General features: G+C 68.0%; 17 protein-coding genes and 1 pseudogene. 10 read left to right on the top strand and 8 right to left on the bottom strand.

All coding sequences use genetic code 11. The annotated features are described in order from the left end of the window. Nucleotides 1-212: 212 nt before the first annotated feature. Nucleotides 213-1,061: pseudogene (locus tag ACH4EB_RS34295) on the top strand (IS5 family transposase); the annotation flags it as partial. Between the two features lie 21 nt (nt 1,062-1,082). Here the strand turns inward: ACH4EB_RS34295 and ACH4EB_RS34290 are convergent. From ACH4EB_RS34290 to ACH4EB_RS34270, 5 genes are all read right to left on the bottom strand, one after another. Then, nucleotides 1,083-1,286, bottom strand: a complete 204-nt coding sequence (locus tag ACH4EB_RS34290) for a hypothetical protein (RefSeq protein ID WP_398352204.1) — start codon at nt 1,284-1,286, stop codon at nt 1,083-1,085. Nucleotides 1,287-1,288: 2 nt separating this feature from the next. After that, a complete protein-coding gene (locus ACH4EB_RS34285) occupies nt 1,289-1,522 on the bottom strand; it encodes a helix-turn-helix domain-containing protein (RefSeq protein ID WP_398352203.1) in 234 nt (77 codons plus the stop codon). Between the two features lie 279 nt (nt 1,523-1,801). Then, the gene (locus tag ACH4EB_RS34280; protein ID WP_398352200.1) at nt 1,802-3,625 is read right to left on the bottom strand and encodes an FG-GAP-like repeat-containing protein; all 1,824 of its coding nucleotides are present in this window, start codon (nt 3,623-3,625) and stop codon (nt 1,802-1,804) included. 62 nt (nt 3,626-3,687) lie between these two features. Further along, nucleotides 3,688-4,341, bottom strand: coding sequence for a DnaB-like helicase N-terminal domain-containing protein (locus tag ACH4EB_RS34275; protein ID WP_398352199.1), 654 nt, complete (start codon nt 4,339-4,341; stop codon nt 3,688-3,690). Beyond that, nucleotides 4,236-4,865 carry a hypothetical protein gene (locus ACH4EB_RS34270; RefSeq protein WP_398352198.1) on the bottom strand — a complete coding sequence of 210 codons (630 nt, stop codon included), beginning with the start codon at nt 4,863-4,865 and terminating at the stop codon, nt 4,236-4,238. Before ACH4EB_RS34270 ends, ACH4EB_RS34275 begins: the two co-directional genes overlap by 106 nt. A 356-nt stretch (nt 4,866-5,221) precedes the next feature. Here ACH4EB_RS34270 and ACH4EB_RS34265 point away from each other — a divergent pair, with 356 nt between their 5' ends. After that, nucleotides 5,222-5,830, top strand: coding sequence for a barstar family protein (locus ACH4EB_RS34265; RefSeq protein WP_398352197.1), 609 nt, complete (start codon nt 5,222-5,224; stop codon nt 5,828-5,830). Between the two features lie 250 nt (nt 5,831-6,080). Then, nucleotides 6,081-6,485, top strand: coding sequence for a DUF1932 domain-containing protein (locus ACH4EB_RS34260; RefSeq protein WP_398352196.1), 405 nt, complete (start codon nt 6,081-6,083; stop codon nt 6,483-6,485). 33 nt (nt 6,486-6,518) lie between these two features. Here ACH4EB_RS34260 and ACH4EB_RS34255 read toward each other — a convergent pair whose 3' ends face one another. After that, nucleotides 6,519-6,680 carry a hypothetical protein gene (locus tag ACH4EB_RS34255; protein WP_398352194.1) on the bottom strand — a complete coding sequence of 54 codons (162 nt, stop codon included), beginning with the start codon at nt 6,678-6,680 and terminating at the stop codon, nt 6,519-6,521. 256 nt (nt 6,681-6,936) lie between these two features. Between ACH4EB_RS34255 and ACH4EB_RS34250 the strand changes: the two genes are divergently transcribed. Next, complete coding sequence (locus tag ACH4EB_RS34250; protein ID WP_398352193.1) at nt 6,937-7,191, top strand: hypothetical protein; 255 nt, start codon at nt 6,937-6,939, stop codon at nt 7,189-7,191. Between the two features lie 154 nt (nt 7,192-7,345). After that, the gene (locus tag ACH4EB_RS34245; protein ID WP_398352191.1) at nt 7,346-7,645 is read left to right on the top strand and encodes a hypothetical protein; all 300 of its coding nucleotides are present in this window, start codon (nt 7,346-7,348) and stop codon (nt 7,643-7,645) included. A 745-nt stretch (nt 7,646-8,390) separates the two neighbouring features. Here ACH4EB_RS34245 and ACH4EB_RS34240 read toward each other — a convergent pair. Both ACH4EB_RS34240 and ACH4EB_RS34235 read right to left on the bottom strand, forming a co-directional pair. Continuing rightward, nucleotides 8,391-9,155, bottom strand: coding sequence for an SDR family oxidoreductase (locus tag ACH4EB_RS34240; RefSeq protein WP_398352190.1), 765 nt, complete (start codon nt 9,153-9,155; stop codon nt 8,391-8,393). 229 nt (nt 9,156-9,384) lie between these two features. Further along, on the bottom strand, nt 9,385-10,038 hold the full coding sequence (locus ACH4EB_RS34235) for a class I SAM-dependent methyltransferase (protein ID WP_398352189.1): 654 nt from the start codon (nt 10,036-10,038) through the stop codon (nt 9,385-9,387). Between the two features lie 783 nt (nt 10,039-10,821). Between ACH4EB_RS34235 and ACH4EB_RS34230 the strand changes: the two genes are divergently transcribed. The 5 genes from ACH4EB_RS34230 to ACH4EB_RS34210 all read left to right on the top strand — a co-directional run bounded on the left by ACH4EB_RS34230 (nt 10,822) and on the right by ACH4EB_RS34210 (nt 14,899). Further along, entirely contained in the window at nt 10,822-11,085 is a 264-nt protein-coding gene (locus ACH4EB_RS34230; RefSeq protein WP_398352187.1) for a helix-turn-helix domain-containing protein, read from the top strand. Between the two features lie 230 nt (nt 11,086-11,315). Continuing rightward, nucleotides 11,316-12,083 (top strand): hypothetical protein, encoded by a 768-nt coding sequence (locus ACH4EB_RS34225; RefSeq protein ID WP_398352186.1) that lies wholly within the window; start codon nt 11,316-11,318, stop codon nt 12,081-12,083. 184 nt (nt 12,084-12,267) lie between these two features. Continuing rightward, entirely contained in the window at nt 12,268-13,233 is a 966-nt protein-coding gene (locus ACH4EB_RS34220) for a toxin glutamine deamidase domain-containing protein (RefSeq protein ID WP_398352185.1), read from the top strand. Further along, nucleotides 13,233-13,496 (top strand): YrhB domain-containing protein, encoded by a 264-nt coding sequence (locus ACH4EB_RS34215; RefSeq protein ID WP_398352184.1) that lies wholly within the window; start codon nt 13,233-13,235, stop codon nt 13,494-13,496. Before ACH4EB_RS34220 ends, ACH4EB_RS34215 begins: the two co-directional genes overlap by 1 nt. Nucleotides 13,497-14,701: 1,205 nt before the next feature. After that, on the top strand, nt 14,702-14,899 hold the full coding sequence (locus ACH4EB_RS34210) for a helix-turn-helix transcriptional regulator (protein ID WP_398352202.1): 198 nt from the start codon (nt 14,702-14,704) through the stop codon (nt 14,897-14,899). Nucleotides 14,900-15,103 lie beyond the last annotated feature (204 nt).

Raw genomic sequence — 15,103 nt, 5'->3', positions numbered from 1 at the left:
TGCGACCTCGGATTGAGGACGTCCTCGCTCGCACAACTCGACCGCACGCATACGCCGAGCCTCGGCCAACTGCGGTCGTGTCAGCGGTGGAACGGACACTCCGGAAACAACAGACGCAGGCTCGGAAGGCACATCAGCATCTCCGCACCACCACAGCCCCCCACACCCATAGAACTAATGAAAACCTCAGTAGGTCGTGTCCGCAAAGTCGGTTGGTCGTTGGGCTGTTCGTGGTGCGTCGTCATGAGCCGACCGACCAGGCATGGGCGGTGATAGAGCCGCTGCTGGCTCCATCGCGGATGGGCCGGCCGGTGCGGGATCGAAGACAGGTGCTGAACGGGATCTTGTGAAAGCTGTCCACCGGGGCGGCCTGGCGGGGCCTGCCGGAACGCTACGGTCCGTGGAAGACGGTCTGTGAACGCTTCCGCCGCTGGTTGGCCGGTGGCACCTGGGACCGGCTGCTGGCGCATGTCCAGCAGCATTGCGATGCGGTCGGTGCCGTTGACTGGTCGATCGTGTGTGTGGACTCCACCACCGTGCGAGCCCGCCAGCACGCCGTCGGAGCCCGGAAAAGGGGACCTGGCCGGGCGAGGCGATCGGCCGGTCCCGGGGCGGTCTGACCACGAAGATCCATCTTGCCTGCGTCGGCCGGGCTGCCCGCTGGCCTTCGCCCTGACCGGCAGCAACGTCAACGACTGCACCCAGTTCGAGGCGGTGATGGCCCGCATCCGTATCGGGCGGTGCGGGCCAGGCCGCCCTCGCACCCGCCCTGCCCTGCCCTGGTGGTGGCGGACAAGGGCTACTCGTCCACGAAAATCCGCGCATACCTACGAGGCCGCGGCATCGAGGCGGCCATCCCGGAGCGGATCGACCAGATCAACGGCCGCATCCGACGGGGTGAGAGCTGGTGCCGGCTCAACCGGGAGGCCTACCGGCGCCGCAACGTCGTCGAACGCTGCTTCAACCGCCTCAAGCACAACAAGGCCCTGGCCACCCGCTACGACAAACGCGCCCGCCACCACCAGGCCATGGTCACCCTCGCCTGCCTACGACTATGGCTGCCACGACTTTGCGGACACCACCTAGGCCCGCTCGAAGCCTGGGTCCTTCGAGCGGGTCCAGGACCGGGTGCGGCGCCAGCGCAACCCCTCGGTCAGCAGAATCCGGCGGACCTGGCTGCGACTGACACGGATACCCAGCCGCCCCGCTTCAGCGGACAGCGCGTCGAGGGTCCACTCCGGTGGCCCGGCCTCGTCCGCCGCGGCACGGTCGCTACCTGCCTGCACCGTCAGCCGGCCCGGTGCAGACTCTTGGACCAGGCCGGTGATCCGGGAGCGTTCCGCCTCGCAGATCCGTCTCCTGCGGCCCTGGCCACCCAGGTCTTCCGCCCGTCCAGGCCCAGACGGTTGAAGCGGTGCAGCCATCGGCGAACCGTCTTGGGACTGCACCTTGACTCGTCCGCGATGGCAGGCACTCGCTGTCCGAACCAGCTCAACCATCCGTGCCCGTACCACCAGATCACGAGGCGCCTTGCGCGCTCGCGTCAGCCGATGCACGAACTGTTCCTCGTTCTCGTCACGGCTCGGCCGCGCCCGTAACACCACCGTCCAGCACCCCCGCCCCCGAGCAGCCAAACCACCCCGCCACCGGCGGCATATATCCAGTGAAAGAGGAATCCAGCACTAGGTTCCGTCCGGCGGCTCATGTGACTGTCAGCTCGTTGCCTCTTGGCATGGGGTGTGGCGGGTCGTGGGCAGAGAGCGGGAGGTTCGGGGTGAGCTGGAGCTGACCGGGGGGTTCGTCAGCGACGTGGGCAGCGGTCTTGCAAGACGGGGTTCTGGACGCGGACCTCACCCGTTTTGCCGACGTGCAGGTATTCGGCGTATCCGTCTCCGTCAACGTCGGCGAACTGAATCTCCTCCGGCGGGACGGCGGTTTCCGGGTCCGGCACGATCTGCCCGATGTCGTGGAGGGCTTTGCACGATGGCTCGCGCGTGAGCCAGGCCCGTGCGCCGCCTTTGGGGGTGATGAGGATCGGGTCGGCACGCCCGTTGCCGTCGAGGTCGGCATACCTCATCTCACGGTCGAAGACGTGCGTGCTGAGCATCTCGGGAGGGGACCAGCCCACCCGCGTCGGGCCGTCCTTCTCCTTGACCGTCTGGTTGTACCAGACGGTCACCTTGCTGCTCGGTTCGATCCGCAGGTAGTCGACTCGCCCGTCTCCGTTGACGTCGGCGAACTGGATCTCCTTGAGATCCGGCACGATGTCGGCGGTATCGCGCAAGGGAACGTCGGCGTCGCCGCCGTACTCCTTCTGACACATGCGTTCGCCGGCCGGATTCCCTTCGACCCAGGTGTGGACGGCCACCCCGCCGGTCTTGTCGACCACAATGCAGTCGGGCCAGCCGTCGCCGTCGATGTCGCCGAAGCGCAACGCATCGCCGTCCGCGCGGGGCGCGGGGACGTAGGAGTTCTTGTGATACTCGCCGGTGCGCAAGCGGTTGTCCTTGATGCCGCCGTTCCACCAGAACTTGAATGTCTGGTTCTTGTAGACCGTGACGTAGTCGGCTTTCTGGTCCTTGTTGATGTCGAAGAACCAGAACTTGTTCGTGGCCGGGAAATCCTCGGGCGGGCTGACGCCGACATCCTGCCGCGGCGGGCTCGGAGTGCTCGAACCGGTCTGCGTCGGGCTCGGAGTGCCCGAACTGGTAGCAGCGATAGGTGATTTGGGGTTTGGGCCGGATGAGTCGGCGTCCGATTCCCACGGCATCGGAGCGAAGTACAGGACCGAGGCGACGACCGCCAGGGCGGCGACCGAGGCGATCGCGATCGTCGGGCGCTGTTTCCTGGAGGGCTTTTCCGCAGCCGGGGTGGGCATGCGGGCCGGTGCCGCCGGTTCGGGACCGGGTACGTACGGCTCGGTGCGCGTCGCGAGGAGGAGGCGGCGGAGAGCGGTGAACGTCCGGTGCTGGGGCGAGTCGGCCTTGAGGAGGCTGAAGTGGTCGCCCGGCAGGGCGGAGCTGTCCGGGAAGACGGACTGCGCCGAGGCGCGGGACACCACGCCGTCGCTCTCGCCCGCGTACACCGACACCGGGATGGGGCAGGTCCGGTCGGTGATCGCCGTGGCGTGCACCACGTCCCGGACGACCGTGCGCAGGGTTGCGCTGACCTGGTCGTTCAGCGGCCGCAGATCCTTCTCCTGCGGATGGCGCCCGCCCAGCGTACGCCGTCGTAGGGAGAGCAGTAGTTCCGAGCCGTTGCTCGGACAGGCGAGCATGACGAGCCGCTGGATCCGGGCGAGTTCGGTGCCTCTGCCGTCGTGGAGCATGCGGGCCAGATACCGCTGGGCGACCAGCCCTCCCTGGCTGTGGGTGACCAGGAGCAACTGGTCGTACGCGCCGGCCTCCGTGACCAGGTACTCCTTGAGGCTGTCGGCGACCGTGTCGATCGACGGGAACACCCGCAGCGGATTGACCGGCAGCAGCCCGGTCGCGTAGGCGAAGGTCAGCGGCTCGACGAACCCGAGCCCCCGGTCCGCGGCGATCAGGCCGCGCAGCGGCTCCCACACCTTCGGCCCGGACATGAACCCGTGGACCATCACGAGCCCCAGTCGGCTGTCCCCCACGATGTCGCTCCCTTCTCCAAGAGCTGGAACGTTCACCGTAATCCCGCTTCTGGTCCCTCTCTTCACGTACAACGTGGGAGTGGCCAAAAGCCCGCTCCGGAAACAAGATCAGCGGCGCGATATCGATGCTGGCGCGCAGAGGGTCGGGCCGTCGGTAATACGGTGGCGTCCTCGGGGCACAGCGGCCCGACCAGGCTCATGGGGTCTATCGGCTCGCGCGGGTGGTCGGGGAGGCAGCGTGGTCCGCAGGCGGGGCTCGGCGCGGGGTATGGCCGGGGAATGGGTGGATGTGGGGGCTGGGTGGCGCGCTGCCAGCGGGTGCGCAGCGCGGTCAGGGCGGCCAGGGCGCGGCGGCTGCGGGTGGCGAGTTGGTGCGGGGTGTTGGCCGGGGCGTCGGTGAGCGCCCGGATACGCAGAGCAGTGTTGTGGGCCTGGGCGAGCAGGGCACGCTGCAGGACTTTCTCGCCCCCGTGTTCGGGGGTGCTGACCGGGGTGGCGAGCAGCTCCATCAGGTCGGCGGGGGTGAAGTCGGAGTGCAGCAGGTGCTGGTGCTGGGCTTCCCACAGGACGGTGACCGCGTCGACGGGCTCCTGGCGGTGCGCCAGTGCGGTCAGGCACTGGAAATGTTGCCCGTGCCGGGGCAGGGCGAAGTCGTCGGGCTGCAGCCAGCGCATCCGCCGCAGGCCCGAGGGCTGTGCGACTGCACATGCCAGCAAGGCGCGCTCCTCGGCCAAGACCTCGTCACCGGTCGTACGCGGCACGGAGGCGGGAGGGGGAGAGCAGGGCAGCGAGCCGGGACGCGCGAGCGGTGCAGGAACGCCTGGCCGAGCAGCCGGTTGCCACAGGCGTTCGCGCGGGCGTTGCCGTCGCGGATGGCCGCATCGAAGGCGACGACGTCGTCCCGCTCGGCCGAACTGTGGTCGCGGATGTGCCGCCATTGGGCGTTGCCGTGGAAGGGACAGCCCAGACGGCTCGACTTCGGGGCGCCGGCCAGGCCGCGCTGTGTGAGGTAGCACAGGCAGTCGGCACGCGACCAGTCCAGGTCCTGGATCAGTGGGTGCCGGTTGCGCATGTAGGCGACGTCGGCGTCCTTGGCCCGGTGGAGCTCGTCGGTGGAGATCCCGACCCACTGCTCGACGAACACGTCCTTGGGGACGTGCCGGGGATACGGGTAGCCCAGAAGGGCACGGACCTGCTTCTTGATGGGTTTGATCTTGTATTCGCCGGTGCTTCTCTGCACTTCACTCTCATGAGTGAAGGCGGGTATGTGGCTCGTCCAAGGGCCTCCGAGATGGATGGGACGGGGGTCAGGGGTGGTGACGGCGCTGGCGGCCGCTGGGCAGATCCCCCGGCGTCGGTAAGATCAGCGCTCTCATGGGGGGTGCGATGCGAACATCGGGGCTGGGCGGCGAGGGGCAGTAGTACGCGCTGACCTCGGATGAGGGCGAAAAGGATTTCTGGGGCTTCGCTCACGAGGCCGAGGGGATGTTCACGCCCCTGCCGGATGAGGAAGGAGCGCGCCGGGTGCACCTCGCGGGTTGCCTCCCGCAGGGCGGCCTACTGATGTGCGTTGACCACGTAGGCAGTCGTCGTGCCGTGGCGGGGAACGCCTGGTTCGAACTCCTCGACGGTGACGGTGCCACCATGGGGTCCTACTTCGTCAACGAGGTCACCGTCATCGACGCCAAGCCCTCCGCCCGCGGCAGCGACCTCTTGGACCTCACGGTCACGCTCTGGTGTGAGAACGCCCTGCCCGGAGCGGAACGACCGTGGGAGCTGATCCGCAGCGGTCACCTGAACCGCACCGGAATGTGGCACGAACTCGCGCCCAAGGACCGACACGCGTGGCTGTCGGTGGCCCTGTGGTCCCGGGAGTACCAACGCCAGGGGAAGCCCGATGCGCCTGCAGGCCAGGTGTTCACCTTGGACGGCCGACACATCGTTGACTGGGACACGTTCTGCTGCGCGATCGGTGAGGCCGTCAACGGCCCCGGTGGGTACTTCGGCTGGAACCTGGACGCTCTGGACGACTGTCTGAGAGGTGGCTGGGGCGCGACCACTCCGTTCACCTTGCACTGGAACTCCTCGGCCGAGGCTCGGACGCGGTTGGCAGAGTGCGTGCCCGCCGGTGATCGCGAGCTTGTGTTGTTCGGCCTCCTCCTGGAGATCTTCGAGGAACGGGGTGTGCGCGTCATCCTTCGGTGATAGCTCGCTGCTTCGAGGCATCGGCCTGGGGGACGTCATTCGGACTCCTGCGGACGGCGGCGTGTGGGGATGCCGTACCTTTGCTGGACGGCGCGTTCTTCGGCCCCCGCCCGACGGCGAAGGTCGCACAGCACGCCTCTACCTGGCCGGACCACAGTCGGCCATCGACCTGACCAAGACGTTGTTCGAGAGAACTGCCGTTCACACGAGGACAACGGGTGGCCCACTCGGCAGCGCCTCCGCGTTGAAGATGAGCTTCGCCAGCTTCCAGAAAGCGGCCCGCGCCTTGGCCGGAGTCGCCCACGCGCTCGCTGAGGAGCACGGAGTCGGCGACCTTCTCACTTCCGAGGCGCGGATCATGCCGACGGACATCCTCTCGGGCCCGGACTACCTGCCCAGCGTCGCCGCGCGAGCCTGGCGCTGGGGGACCGAGATCAACGAGGTCGCCGAGACGCTTCGCGAAGCTGGCCTGCCCGCCGACTTCGCGGAGGCCGCAGCGTCGGTCATGCATCTCTGGGAACAGGACAAGGACCAGCACGACCAGCCGCTCGCTGACGTTCTTTCCCACCTCAGAAGAAGGTGTTCGCCCTCCGCAGAGGCGCCTCAGACCCACGCGGCCGAGCACCCACAGGTGCCCGTACCGCCGAGCAAGTGAGCGAGCGGCGTTCGAGGAGATGCGGCCATCGCGTCAGGCGGTGCTGGCGCCGTACGGATCGATGGGCGCGGGCAGCGCACGCAGTCGTTCGTGCAGGTCGGTGACGCTGGCGGCCGGTGCGGCCGTGGTGGCCAGAGCGGTATCGAGCTGGGCGAGGCGTCGGCGGGCGGTGGAACGCAGCCGGGCGGGAGGCACGCGGTCGAGGACGTCCAGGGCGCGTTGCGCAGCGTCATCGGGGCGGTCGGTGGCCTCGGCGCGGGCGAGGACCAGGGTCGCCGCCGCCCAGCCGGGGGTGCCGGCGGGTTTCTGCGCGGCGGAGTTCTCTGCCGTGCGGAGGGCCTGTTCGGTGCGGCCGAGGACGAGGTGTGCTTCGGCCTCGTGCAGTGCGTGTTCGGCGTTGTCGAAGCCGAACCGTCCCGGAGCGGAGCCGACGGGGTCGGCCTCCGCTCAGATGACCACTCTCATCGGGCGAACTCTCCTGATCGACACCGTCACCGGGTCAGCCGCCGTCCTCACTCCCCACGACTCTGGCTGGAACGTGCACCAGAAAGGGCCCGACCGTCTCTGGGACCGCGTCGAAGCAGTCATCGACGCCTACGACCAGGCGGGCGGACCCGCAACCGCCACCTTCCGGCTGCGCGTCGGCAGCAGTGAACAGCACCTCACCCACCCGCGGTGCTGCCAGTTCGAATCGCGTCATGAATGAGTGGGCGGTGCTTGTCAGCCGCCGCGACGGGCGCCACCAGCGTCCGGAGCCGAACCAGCGCGCCTGCCGTGGGCGGCGGCGGTGGACAGCGAACCGGCGGCGCGTGACGCTGGCCGGGGTGTGCCGTTACCCACACGTGGACACACGTCAGGCAATGGCATTCGTCACCGTCGCTGGCATGGCTGTGGGTGCAGGGATCGCTGCCGCAGCCCCTGCGGCCGCTGGCGGCGTCGGCAGTGTGCTGTCCCCGGCCTTCGGCACTACGTGCGCCAACCGTGACGGCACCCATGCGCGCGGAAGCACCACACACAGCAGCGGCGCTGGAGGCGGCACCCTCGCCGCCCTGCCCATCGGCAGCCCCTTCACCCAATGCGGTGGCGCCGACGATTTCGTGCTCAAGCTCATCACCAATGCGGAAGCCCGGATGGCTTTCGAGATCGACCCCCAGAACTAAGCTGGGTCTTGATCGGTGACGCTGGGTTGCTGTGCCGAAACACGATCACCCTCGCGACTACGTGCCCATTGACGTCCGGCTTGCTGTGCATCACACCAATCGCGTTGTCCAGCGGCTGAAGTGACCTGCCTCAGCCCGCAATCGTTGTCCGGGCATGAGCACGCGCACAGTACCCACAGCGGTCACGCTCACAATATGGGCAGCGGCAGCGGCAGCGGCACTGGCATCGGCCTCCCCGGCGTCCGCCGGAGGTGTCGGTGACTTCCTATCCCCGGCCTTCGGGACCGACTGTGCCAACCACCACGGCACCCACGCAGCAGGAACGACCACCCACGGAACCGGGGCCGCCAACGGCAACCTCGCCGGACTCCCGGTCGGCAGCCCCCTGAACCAGTGCGGGGGAGCCGACCCGCCCCAAGCCCTCCCTGCTGGGGTGCAGGACCTCACGGGTGGTGGTCTTGTGGGCGTCGGCGGGATCTTCGATGGCCTGCCGGTGCGCAAACTGCCAGTGTTGAGCTGAGCCTGCCGGTTCCCGCCAGGGCCGCTGTCGGCCGCTGTGAAGCGGGACCGGGGCGCTGGCTCAGGAGAGCACTGGGAGTTGGGGCAGTATGCGTTCCGGGCCAGATGTCAAAAGACAGCAGGTTGCGTGAGCTGGGCGGTCATGGGTGCCACAGGAATCGGCACGGGCGGGGTACGTGGTCCGGCCCGGTGGGCGGCGTGGCGCCGCCCACCGGGCGGTGCTGGTTCAGCGGGTGGTGTAGCCGCCGTTGAGGAAGACGGTCTGGCCGTTGGCCCACCAGCCGTCGGTGAGCAGATGCGTCACCCAGGGCACGATGTCCTCGATCTTGGTGAGGTCACCGTTCATCGCGGACGACTTGTGGTAGGCGACGGAGTCGTCGTCCTCGGCGGGGTAGAAGAATGAGGTGTCCATCGGTCCCGGGGCGATGTTGTTGACCGAGATGTTGCGGCCGAACAGTTCCTTCGACAGGGCGCGGGTGAAGTGCTCGACCGGGGCTTTGCTCCCCGCGTAGGTGGAGTACAGGCCGGTGTAAGCGGCCAGCAGCGAGGTGACAATGGTGATGATCTTCCCGCCGTCCTCGATACGGCGGGCGGCCTCGCGCATCACGAAGAACGCGGCCTTGGAGTTGACCGCGAACATCCGGTCGTACTCCTCCTCCGTGATCTCGGTGAGCGGCTTCTTCAGCACCATGCCGGCGGTGTTGATGCTGTGGTCGAGCTTCCCGAACCGGTTCACGACATCGTCGAAGACCCGCTCCACCTCGGAGACCTGGGTCAGATCGCCCTGGATCGCGAACGCCTCACCCGGGCCGGCGTTGATCTCGTTCACGACGGCCTCGGCCTTGGCCCGGGAGGAGTCGCTGTTGTAGTGCACCGCTACCCGGGCGCCCTGCGCTCCGAGGGTGGTGCTGATCAGCCCGCCGAGGTTACGGGACGCGCCGCCGACGAAGGCGACCTTGCCGTTGAGTGTCTTGTCCGGGGTGGTGACCATGTCTGCCTCCTGCGATGTGCTGGGGTGGGACGGCCCGGCCCCGGCGAATACCGAAGGCCAAGCCATATTCACCACACTCGCCGCAGAGGCGCATGTGGATCTTGAACGATCCGATCAGAGGTGGAACAAACCGCTCGCGTCCGTCCTCTCCCACCTCAAAGAGAAGGCGTGCCCCCTCCGCCGACCACCGTTGACGTGCGCCGCTGGAGCGCCTCTCAGCAATGCGCCTTCACCATGAGAGTGCCCAGAGCTTCCCCATGAGGGGCGGACAATACCCGGGCGTCGATGTCGTGAATCCAGCCTGCTTGAGATGGTCGGCCCAGGCCTCGGGCGGGTACTGCCAGCGCGGGATGGTCAGCCCCCGCTCAGGTCCCTCCAGCCACTTGCCCCGCATGGCCTGCGGGCCGTACGCGCTCGGGGACGGCTCGGCCTGAGAGAACGCGAAAACACCGCCCGGGGCCAGACGGGCGGCGATGAGCGGGAGGAGCTGTTCGGGGTCGGTGAACCAGACCGCGCCCCACACCGAGTAGATCGCGTCGTACGTCTCCGTGGTGTCGGTGAGGTAGGCGCACGCCTCGGCGTGGACGAAGTCAAGGTTCGCGACGTCGTGCCACCAGGCACGGGCGCGGGCGATCTGGACGGCGGAGATGTCCACGCCGGTCACCCGGACGCCGCGGCCGGCCAGATACGCGGCCTCCTTGCCCTCGGCCGGCCCGAGGTCCAGGGCACGGCATGGGGAGCCGAGGAGTTCGGCGCTGGGACCGTGGCCGGGGTACTGGGTCCACTCGAACCTGCTGGTGTCCGGCCGGGGCTGGGGGCCGTCGCCGCGGTGCGGCTTGTACGTGTCCCAGTACTCGGCCGGGGTCTGTGGCTCGCGGGGCATACGGCTCCTCGGGAGGACAGCGGGACCAGGAACCGTACCGGCCCGTTCTGCCTCCCGCGGTGATTGCCGTGAAGTCACCCGAGCGGCAGTCGGCCCCGGGAAAGCACAGGCGTTCCCGGGGCCGACGGTGTCCCGGCGTCAGTGGCACTCCGTCCGATCCCGGGCGGCACGGGCCGCACGCAGCGTAGTCGCGCTCCCACAGCTTCCAGTTCATCTCGAAGCCGTTGTCGGCGATCACCTTGGCGGTGCGCTCCACGCTGCCGTCGTACTTGAACGCGATCTCCGGGATGTGCTCCAGAAACCGGCCGCCGAAGAGCCGCTGGCAGAACTCGCGGTAGTTCTTCGTGTCCAGGATGAACACGTGGACCGCCAGATCCACCAGGCGGCCACAGCACAGCTCCAGGTGCTGGCCCCACTTCTCCATCGCGGTGATCAGATACGAGACCGCGGCCCAGAACAGCCGGTCGGCCATCACCTCATCCACCGGGTGATCCCGCATCAGCATCTGGATCTCCCGGTCCCACACCTCGCGCGTCACGAAGTCCCGCGGATCACGGACCTGCGTGCTGATCTCGACTGCTGTCGCCATCGTGTCCTCCCGAAGGCTGCGACGGTCGGTCCGGCCCCGAGCGGGCCGTACGACCACGACACCACCGGGCGGCCCCGGCCGGTGATCAACTTGCAGCGGGCGCACACCATTTGCAGATACTGCACACGGTGTTGATGTGTATACGGAAAGTCACTGCCATGGAACGGGCCCCGGCCCCTGGCGTGGGAGGTGCTGTGCCCATCGACGCCCTCTGGCCCTCGGACAAGGCCCGCGCCCTGGTCACCGCCCACCACACCGGCGGCCTCGTCCGCACGGGGCGCACCGAACGCGGATGGCGGCAAGAAGACCTCGGCACCCGCCTGGGGTGCTCGACCTCCACCATCTCCCGCCTGGAATCCCGGCGCCTGCCCTCCGACCTGCGGCTGCTGCGACGCGCCGCCGAAGAGGTGGGCGTCCCGACGGATGTTCTGGCGGCGTCGCTCTCCTTCGGCGGCTGACCGACCACTACGGTTGCCTTCGATGGTCCACGAGTGGAGGAGGACCCGATGCGCCGCCGCCCCCTGCTCGCCACCGCCACACTCGCGGCCCCGCGCAGCTCCTGCTCGGCGTCGATGCCGCGCGGGCAGGCGTCCCCGACCCCGGCGGCTCCCTGGCCCCGCTCGACCAGCGCCTGGCCCGCGCCCGCGGACTGTTCGACGCCGGCCAGCACGCCCGGCTGCTGGACGCCATGCCCGGCCTGCTGGGCGACGCACACGTAGCGGCCCGCTCCCGCCAGGAGATGGACCTGGCCCGCCTGTCCACCGGCTACAGCCTGCTCTCCCAGGTCCTCAGCAAGATCGGCAGCTACGAGCGGGCCAACCGGGCCGCCGACCGCGCCATCGTCTACGCCGACCTGTCCGGCTCCTCACTCGCCGCCGCAGCCGCCGCCCGCGAGATGAGCATCGTCCTGCGCCACCAGGACCAGCCCGCCAAAGCCCAACGCCTCATCCTGAAGGCCGCGGCCCAGGTCGAAGCCACCAGCCTCACGACCGGCGCGCAGACCTCCGCGTACGCGCAGATGCTGTGCACCCAGGCGTACTGCGCGGCCCGCGCGGGCGATCGGACCCAGGCCCTGGCCACCATCGGCGAAGCCCAGCGCGCCGCCCGCTTCTTGCCCGAGCAGGCCCCGCGCGAGCGCGTGTTCCCGCTCACCCCGGCGGCCGCGTCGCCCTGTATGCCGTCGGCGTCCTCTGGGCCCTCGGCGACGCCGGCGCCGCCCTGGAAGCCGGTTCGAACCTGCGGGAACAGCAGTTCCCTACGCCTGAGCGCAAGGCGCGGATGCACACCGACCTGGCGCGCGCCTGGTGGCAGATGTCCGAGCCCGAGCCGGCCGCCGACGCGCTGCTGCACGCCGTACGGGCCTTGCGCGGCGAAGTCCACGACCGGCCCGCCATCCGCCAGATCGTCACCGACCTGGCCCAGCGCCACCCACGCACAACCGGAGTCCGTGAGCTGACGGCCGCCGTCACCCCTTCGCCATGAGGCGTCGGGCCGAACAGGCGGGCTCCCGCTTCCGGTCAGCGGAATCGGCGTAGGCTCCGGCGACCTATGCGCGGGCCAACAGCATCATCAGCCGCCCGTCTCTGCCCTCCAGATCCCTGATCGGCGCGCTCGATCAGAAGAACCGCGGCCTCAAGGTGATGAACGAGGGCGCGGACGAGGTGAACCACGGAATCTCTGGAATGATTCAGGGGCTCGATGAGGCCAACCGTGGCATGCGACAGTTGAATCAGGGCATTGCCGACGCCAATCGCGGCATGGACCAGGCCAACCGTGGTGTCACGGGTATGAACAAGGCCGTCGACAGCATCAACGATGCCATCAAGACGCCACTTCGCAAGGACGGCAGCAGCCCGTTCAAGGACCTGGACCTCTCCGATATCGCGGACTACGTCCGCGGCCACCCCAAGGTCGAGGACAGCAAGGCGAAGCAGGCGCTCACCTCGCTGTTGCTGAACCTCGTGCCGGGCCTCGGTGACGCCAAGGGGGTTGTGGAAGCGATCGCCGGCACGGACATCATCACTGGCGAGAAGCTCTCCACCGCCGACCGCATCCTCGGGGCCACCATCGTCGCCCGCTGGATCAAGGGCGGCCGCCAGGCTTTCAATGCCAAAGATCTGCTCAAGGCCATCGAGAACGAGAAGGAGTTCAGTCGAGTCGGCAATGTGCGCTGGGGACCCGGCGGGGGCGGTACAACCTTGCTTGGCGACCCCTATAAGACGCCGGTGACGACGGAGCTGCCGAAGCTGATCAATCCCGGCGGGGGGGGGAAGGTCAACTGTCGGGGATGTGTGATATCCGTGGAGAATCTCCTGGACGGGACTCCGGCCTCTGCGCTGCCTGATCTTCCCCGCGGGTCGCTCGAATCCGTAGCGAAGTACTTCCCCGGAAAGAAGTTCAAGGCCCAGTCGTTCTCTTGGATCGTAAATGAGATCAAGGAGGCCGGCGACGGCGCCCGCGGTATGGTGTCCGGCAACAAGGGGAAAACGGGGCACGTGTTCAATGTCGTGAACAGGAACGGGGAAGTGGTATTCCCTGACGGGCAGAATGGTCACGCGGGGCATGCCGCCAAGTGGGACAAGTACTACTTCATGAGGACGCATTGATGATGACCCACGCTGAAGCAGTCCACATTGCGGAGGAGCAACTGGCCCGTGAAGCAGGGCCATACGATCCGCCCATGGCGATCGACTCCAGCAGTATCGAGGAACGGGAGGGGATGCTCATCGTCCCCTTCAACTCCATTGAGTACCTGGAAACAGGCGACCCGATGAAGATGCTGCTGGACTGCTTTCCTACCATCGTAGACCTCTCTACGGGCGAAGCCCGGATGGGAACCCTGGCTGACCTTTCCCTGTTCGGGGACTGATCGAAAACGTTGGGGCACCGACGTCGTTGGCGGTGCCCCAACCGGTCCTGACCTACTCTCGAGGTGCCAGGCTTGCGGCTACCCTGTGCAGGTCGCTGGTTATGCGCCGGGCACCGCGCGGGAGACAAGGGCACACCCGTGAGAAAAACGTTCGCTCTTAACATCGACCCCACGTCGCCGATGCCGGCGGGACGGAGCTGCACTTCCAGGCGGAGGTGTTCGGCGACGACTTCCTGGACGCCGACCAGATACTCCGCGACGTCCAGCAGGCGAGCGGGGTGGATCCCGACGACTGGCGCAGGTTGACGCCGATAAGCTGCGCGGGATTTCCCGGGCGCTGCGTGTCTTTCTCTCTCAGCTCATGCTGCCGGAGTCCGCTGCGTTGGTCACCCGTCTCGATGTCGTCAAGGACGGCGAGGTGCCGGAGTCGTTCCACGACGCCGAGGCGGCCGCGGCCTACACGGAGCATCACCTGGGCGCCCGGGTGGTGGACGCGTTGCGGCTGCCGGACCGTGTGCGCTGGAGCTACTGGAGTGGACCATCGAGCTGTACAGCGGTGGCCAGCGCCCTCCTACGTCGTCTGGAGGCTCTGCGCCAGCATCGCAGCCTCCTGGGAGGCGTGGGACGGGAGTCTCGCCCTCCGAGGCGTCGACCCGCGCACGTGGCCGCTGAGACGCCTACGGCAGGCGAGCAAAAAAGAACCGCAAAAGACTGGAACTCCTTCTGGGGCTATGTGAGCGTACAACACCCCCGGGAAGACAGGGCTCGTCGGCAGCCCACCGGGCGACATGTGAGGAGTCCGTTCTGTCGACTCGTGCTCTCCGGTCTGTTCGGATGGCTGCCTCCGCAGTGGGGTAGCTCGATGGTCGGGTGTCCGAGGCGGTACTGGGAAATTGGACGTGCGCCGGGATAGTGGCAGACGAGGACGTGTCTCAGGGTGGAAGAGCGCAACATGGCCGACGATGCCCGGTTAGCCAGACCGGCGGTCGTCGCGACCATTGAGGAGTCCGCAGCGGGCCGATTTGGCGGTGGAACAGCGGGCGCGGTGGGACAGGGCTGTGCGCATCTGGTTGCGGTGCCCGTCGCGCCCTGACGGAAGTGCGGGGTGAGGCGTGAGGCGTGTATGTCTCGTGCTCGGCTCCGGATTGGTCCGCCAACCTGCACGGCCGTGCCTTTTCGATGGCATCTTGGAGGAAGGAATACTTGTGGATCGTCCCCCTGGGCTGGAACTTGCTGAGGTCCTGGCCGAAATTCATATGAGCCCGTCGGCGTTCTATCGCCTGCGTGCTCGCGGCCACGCCTCGCGCATGATCAAGCTGCCGAATGGTGAGCTTCGCTGCCGCCGCGTCGACCTGGATGCCTGGTGGCGTCAATGTGAGAAGGAAACCCCGCATTGGCGATGAGTTACCACGTCCGCTTTTGGGACATCCGGGAGCGGCCGGACCGGCGGAAGCCGTTCGAAGTCCGCTGGACGGTCAGCGGGCGCGAGTGGTCCGAATCGTTCATGACCAAGGGGCTTGCCGAGAGCCGGCGGGCCAAGTTGATGACGGCGGCGCGCGACGGCGAACCGTTCGACGTACGGCTGGGTTTGCCGACCTCGGAGATCC

The sequence above is a fragment of the Streptomyces sp. NPDC018045 genome, assembly GCF_044327445.1.
Lineage (GTDB): Bacteria > Actinomycetota > Actinomycetes > Streptomycetales > Streptomycetaceae > Streptomyces.
This window is presented reverse-complemented; position numbering and strand designations above follow the sequence as displayed.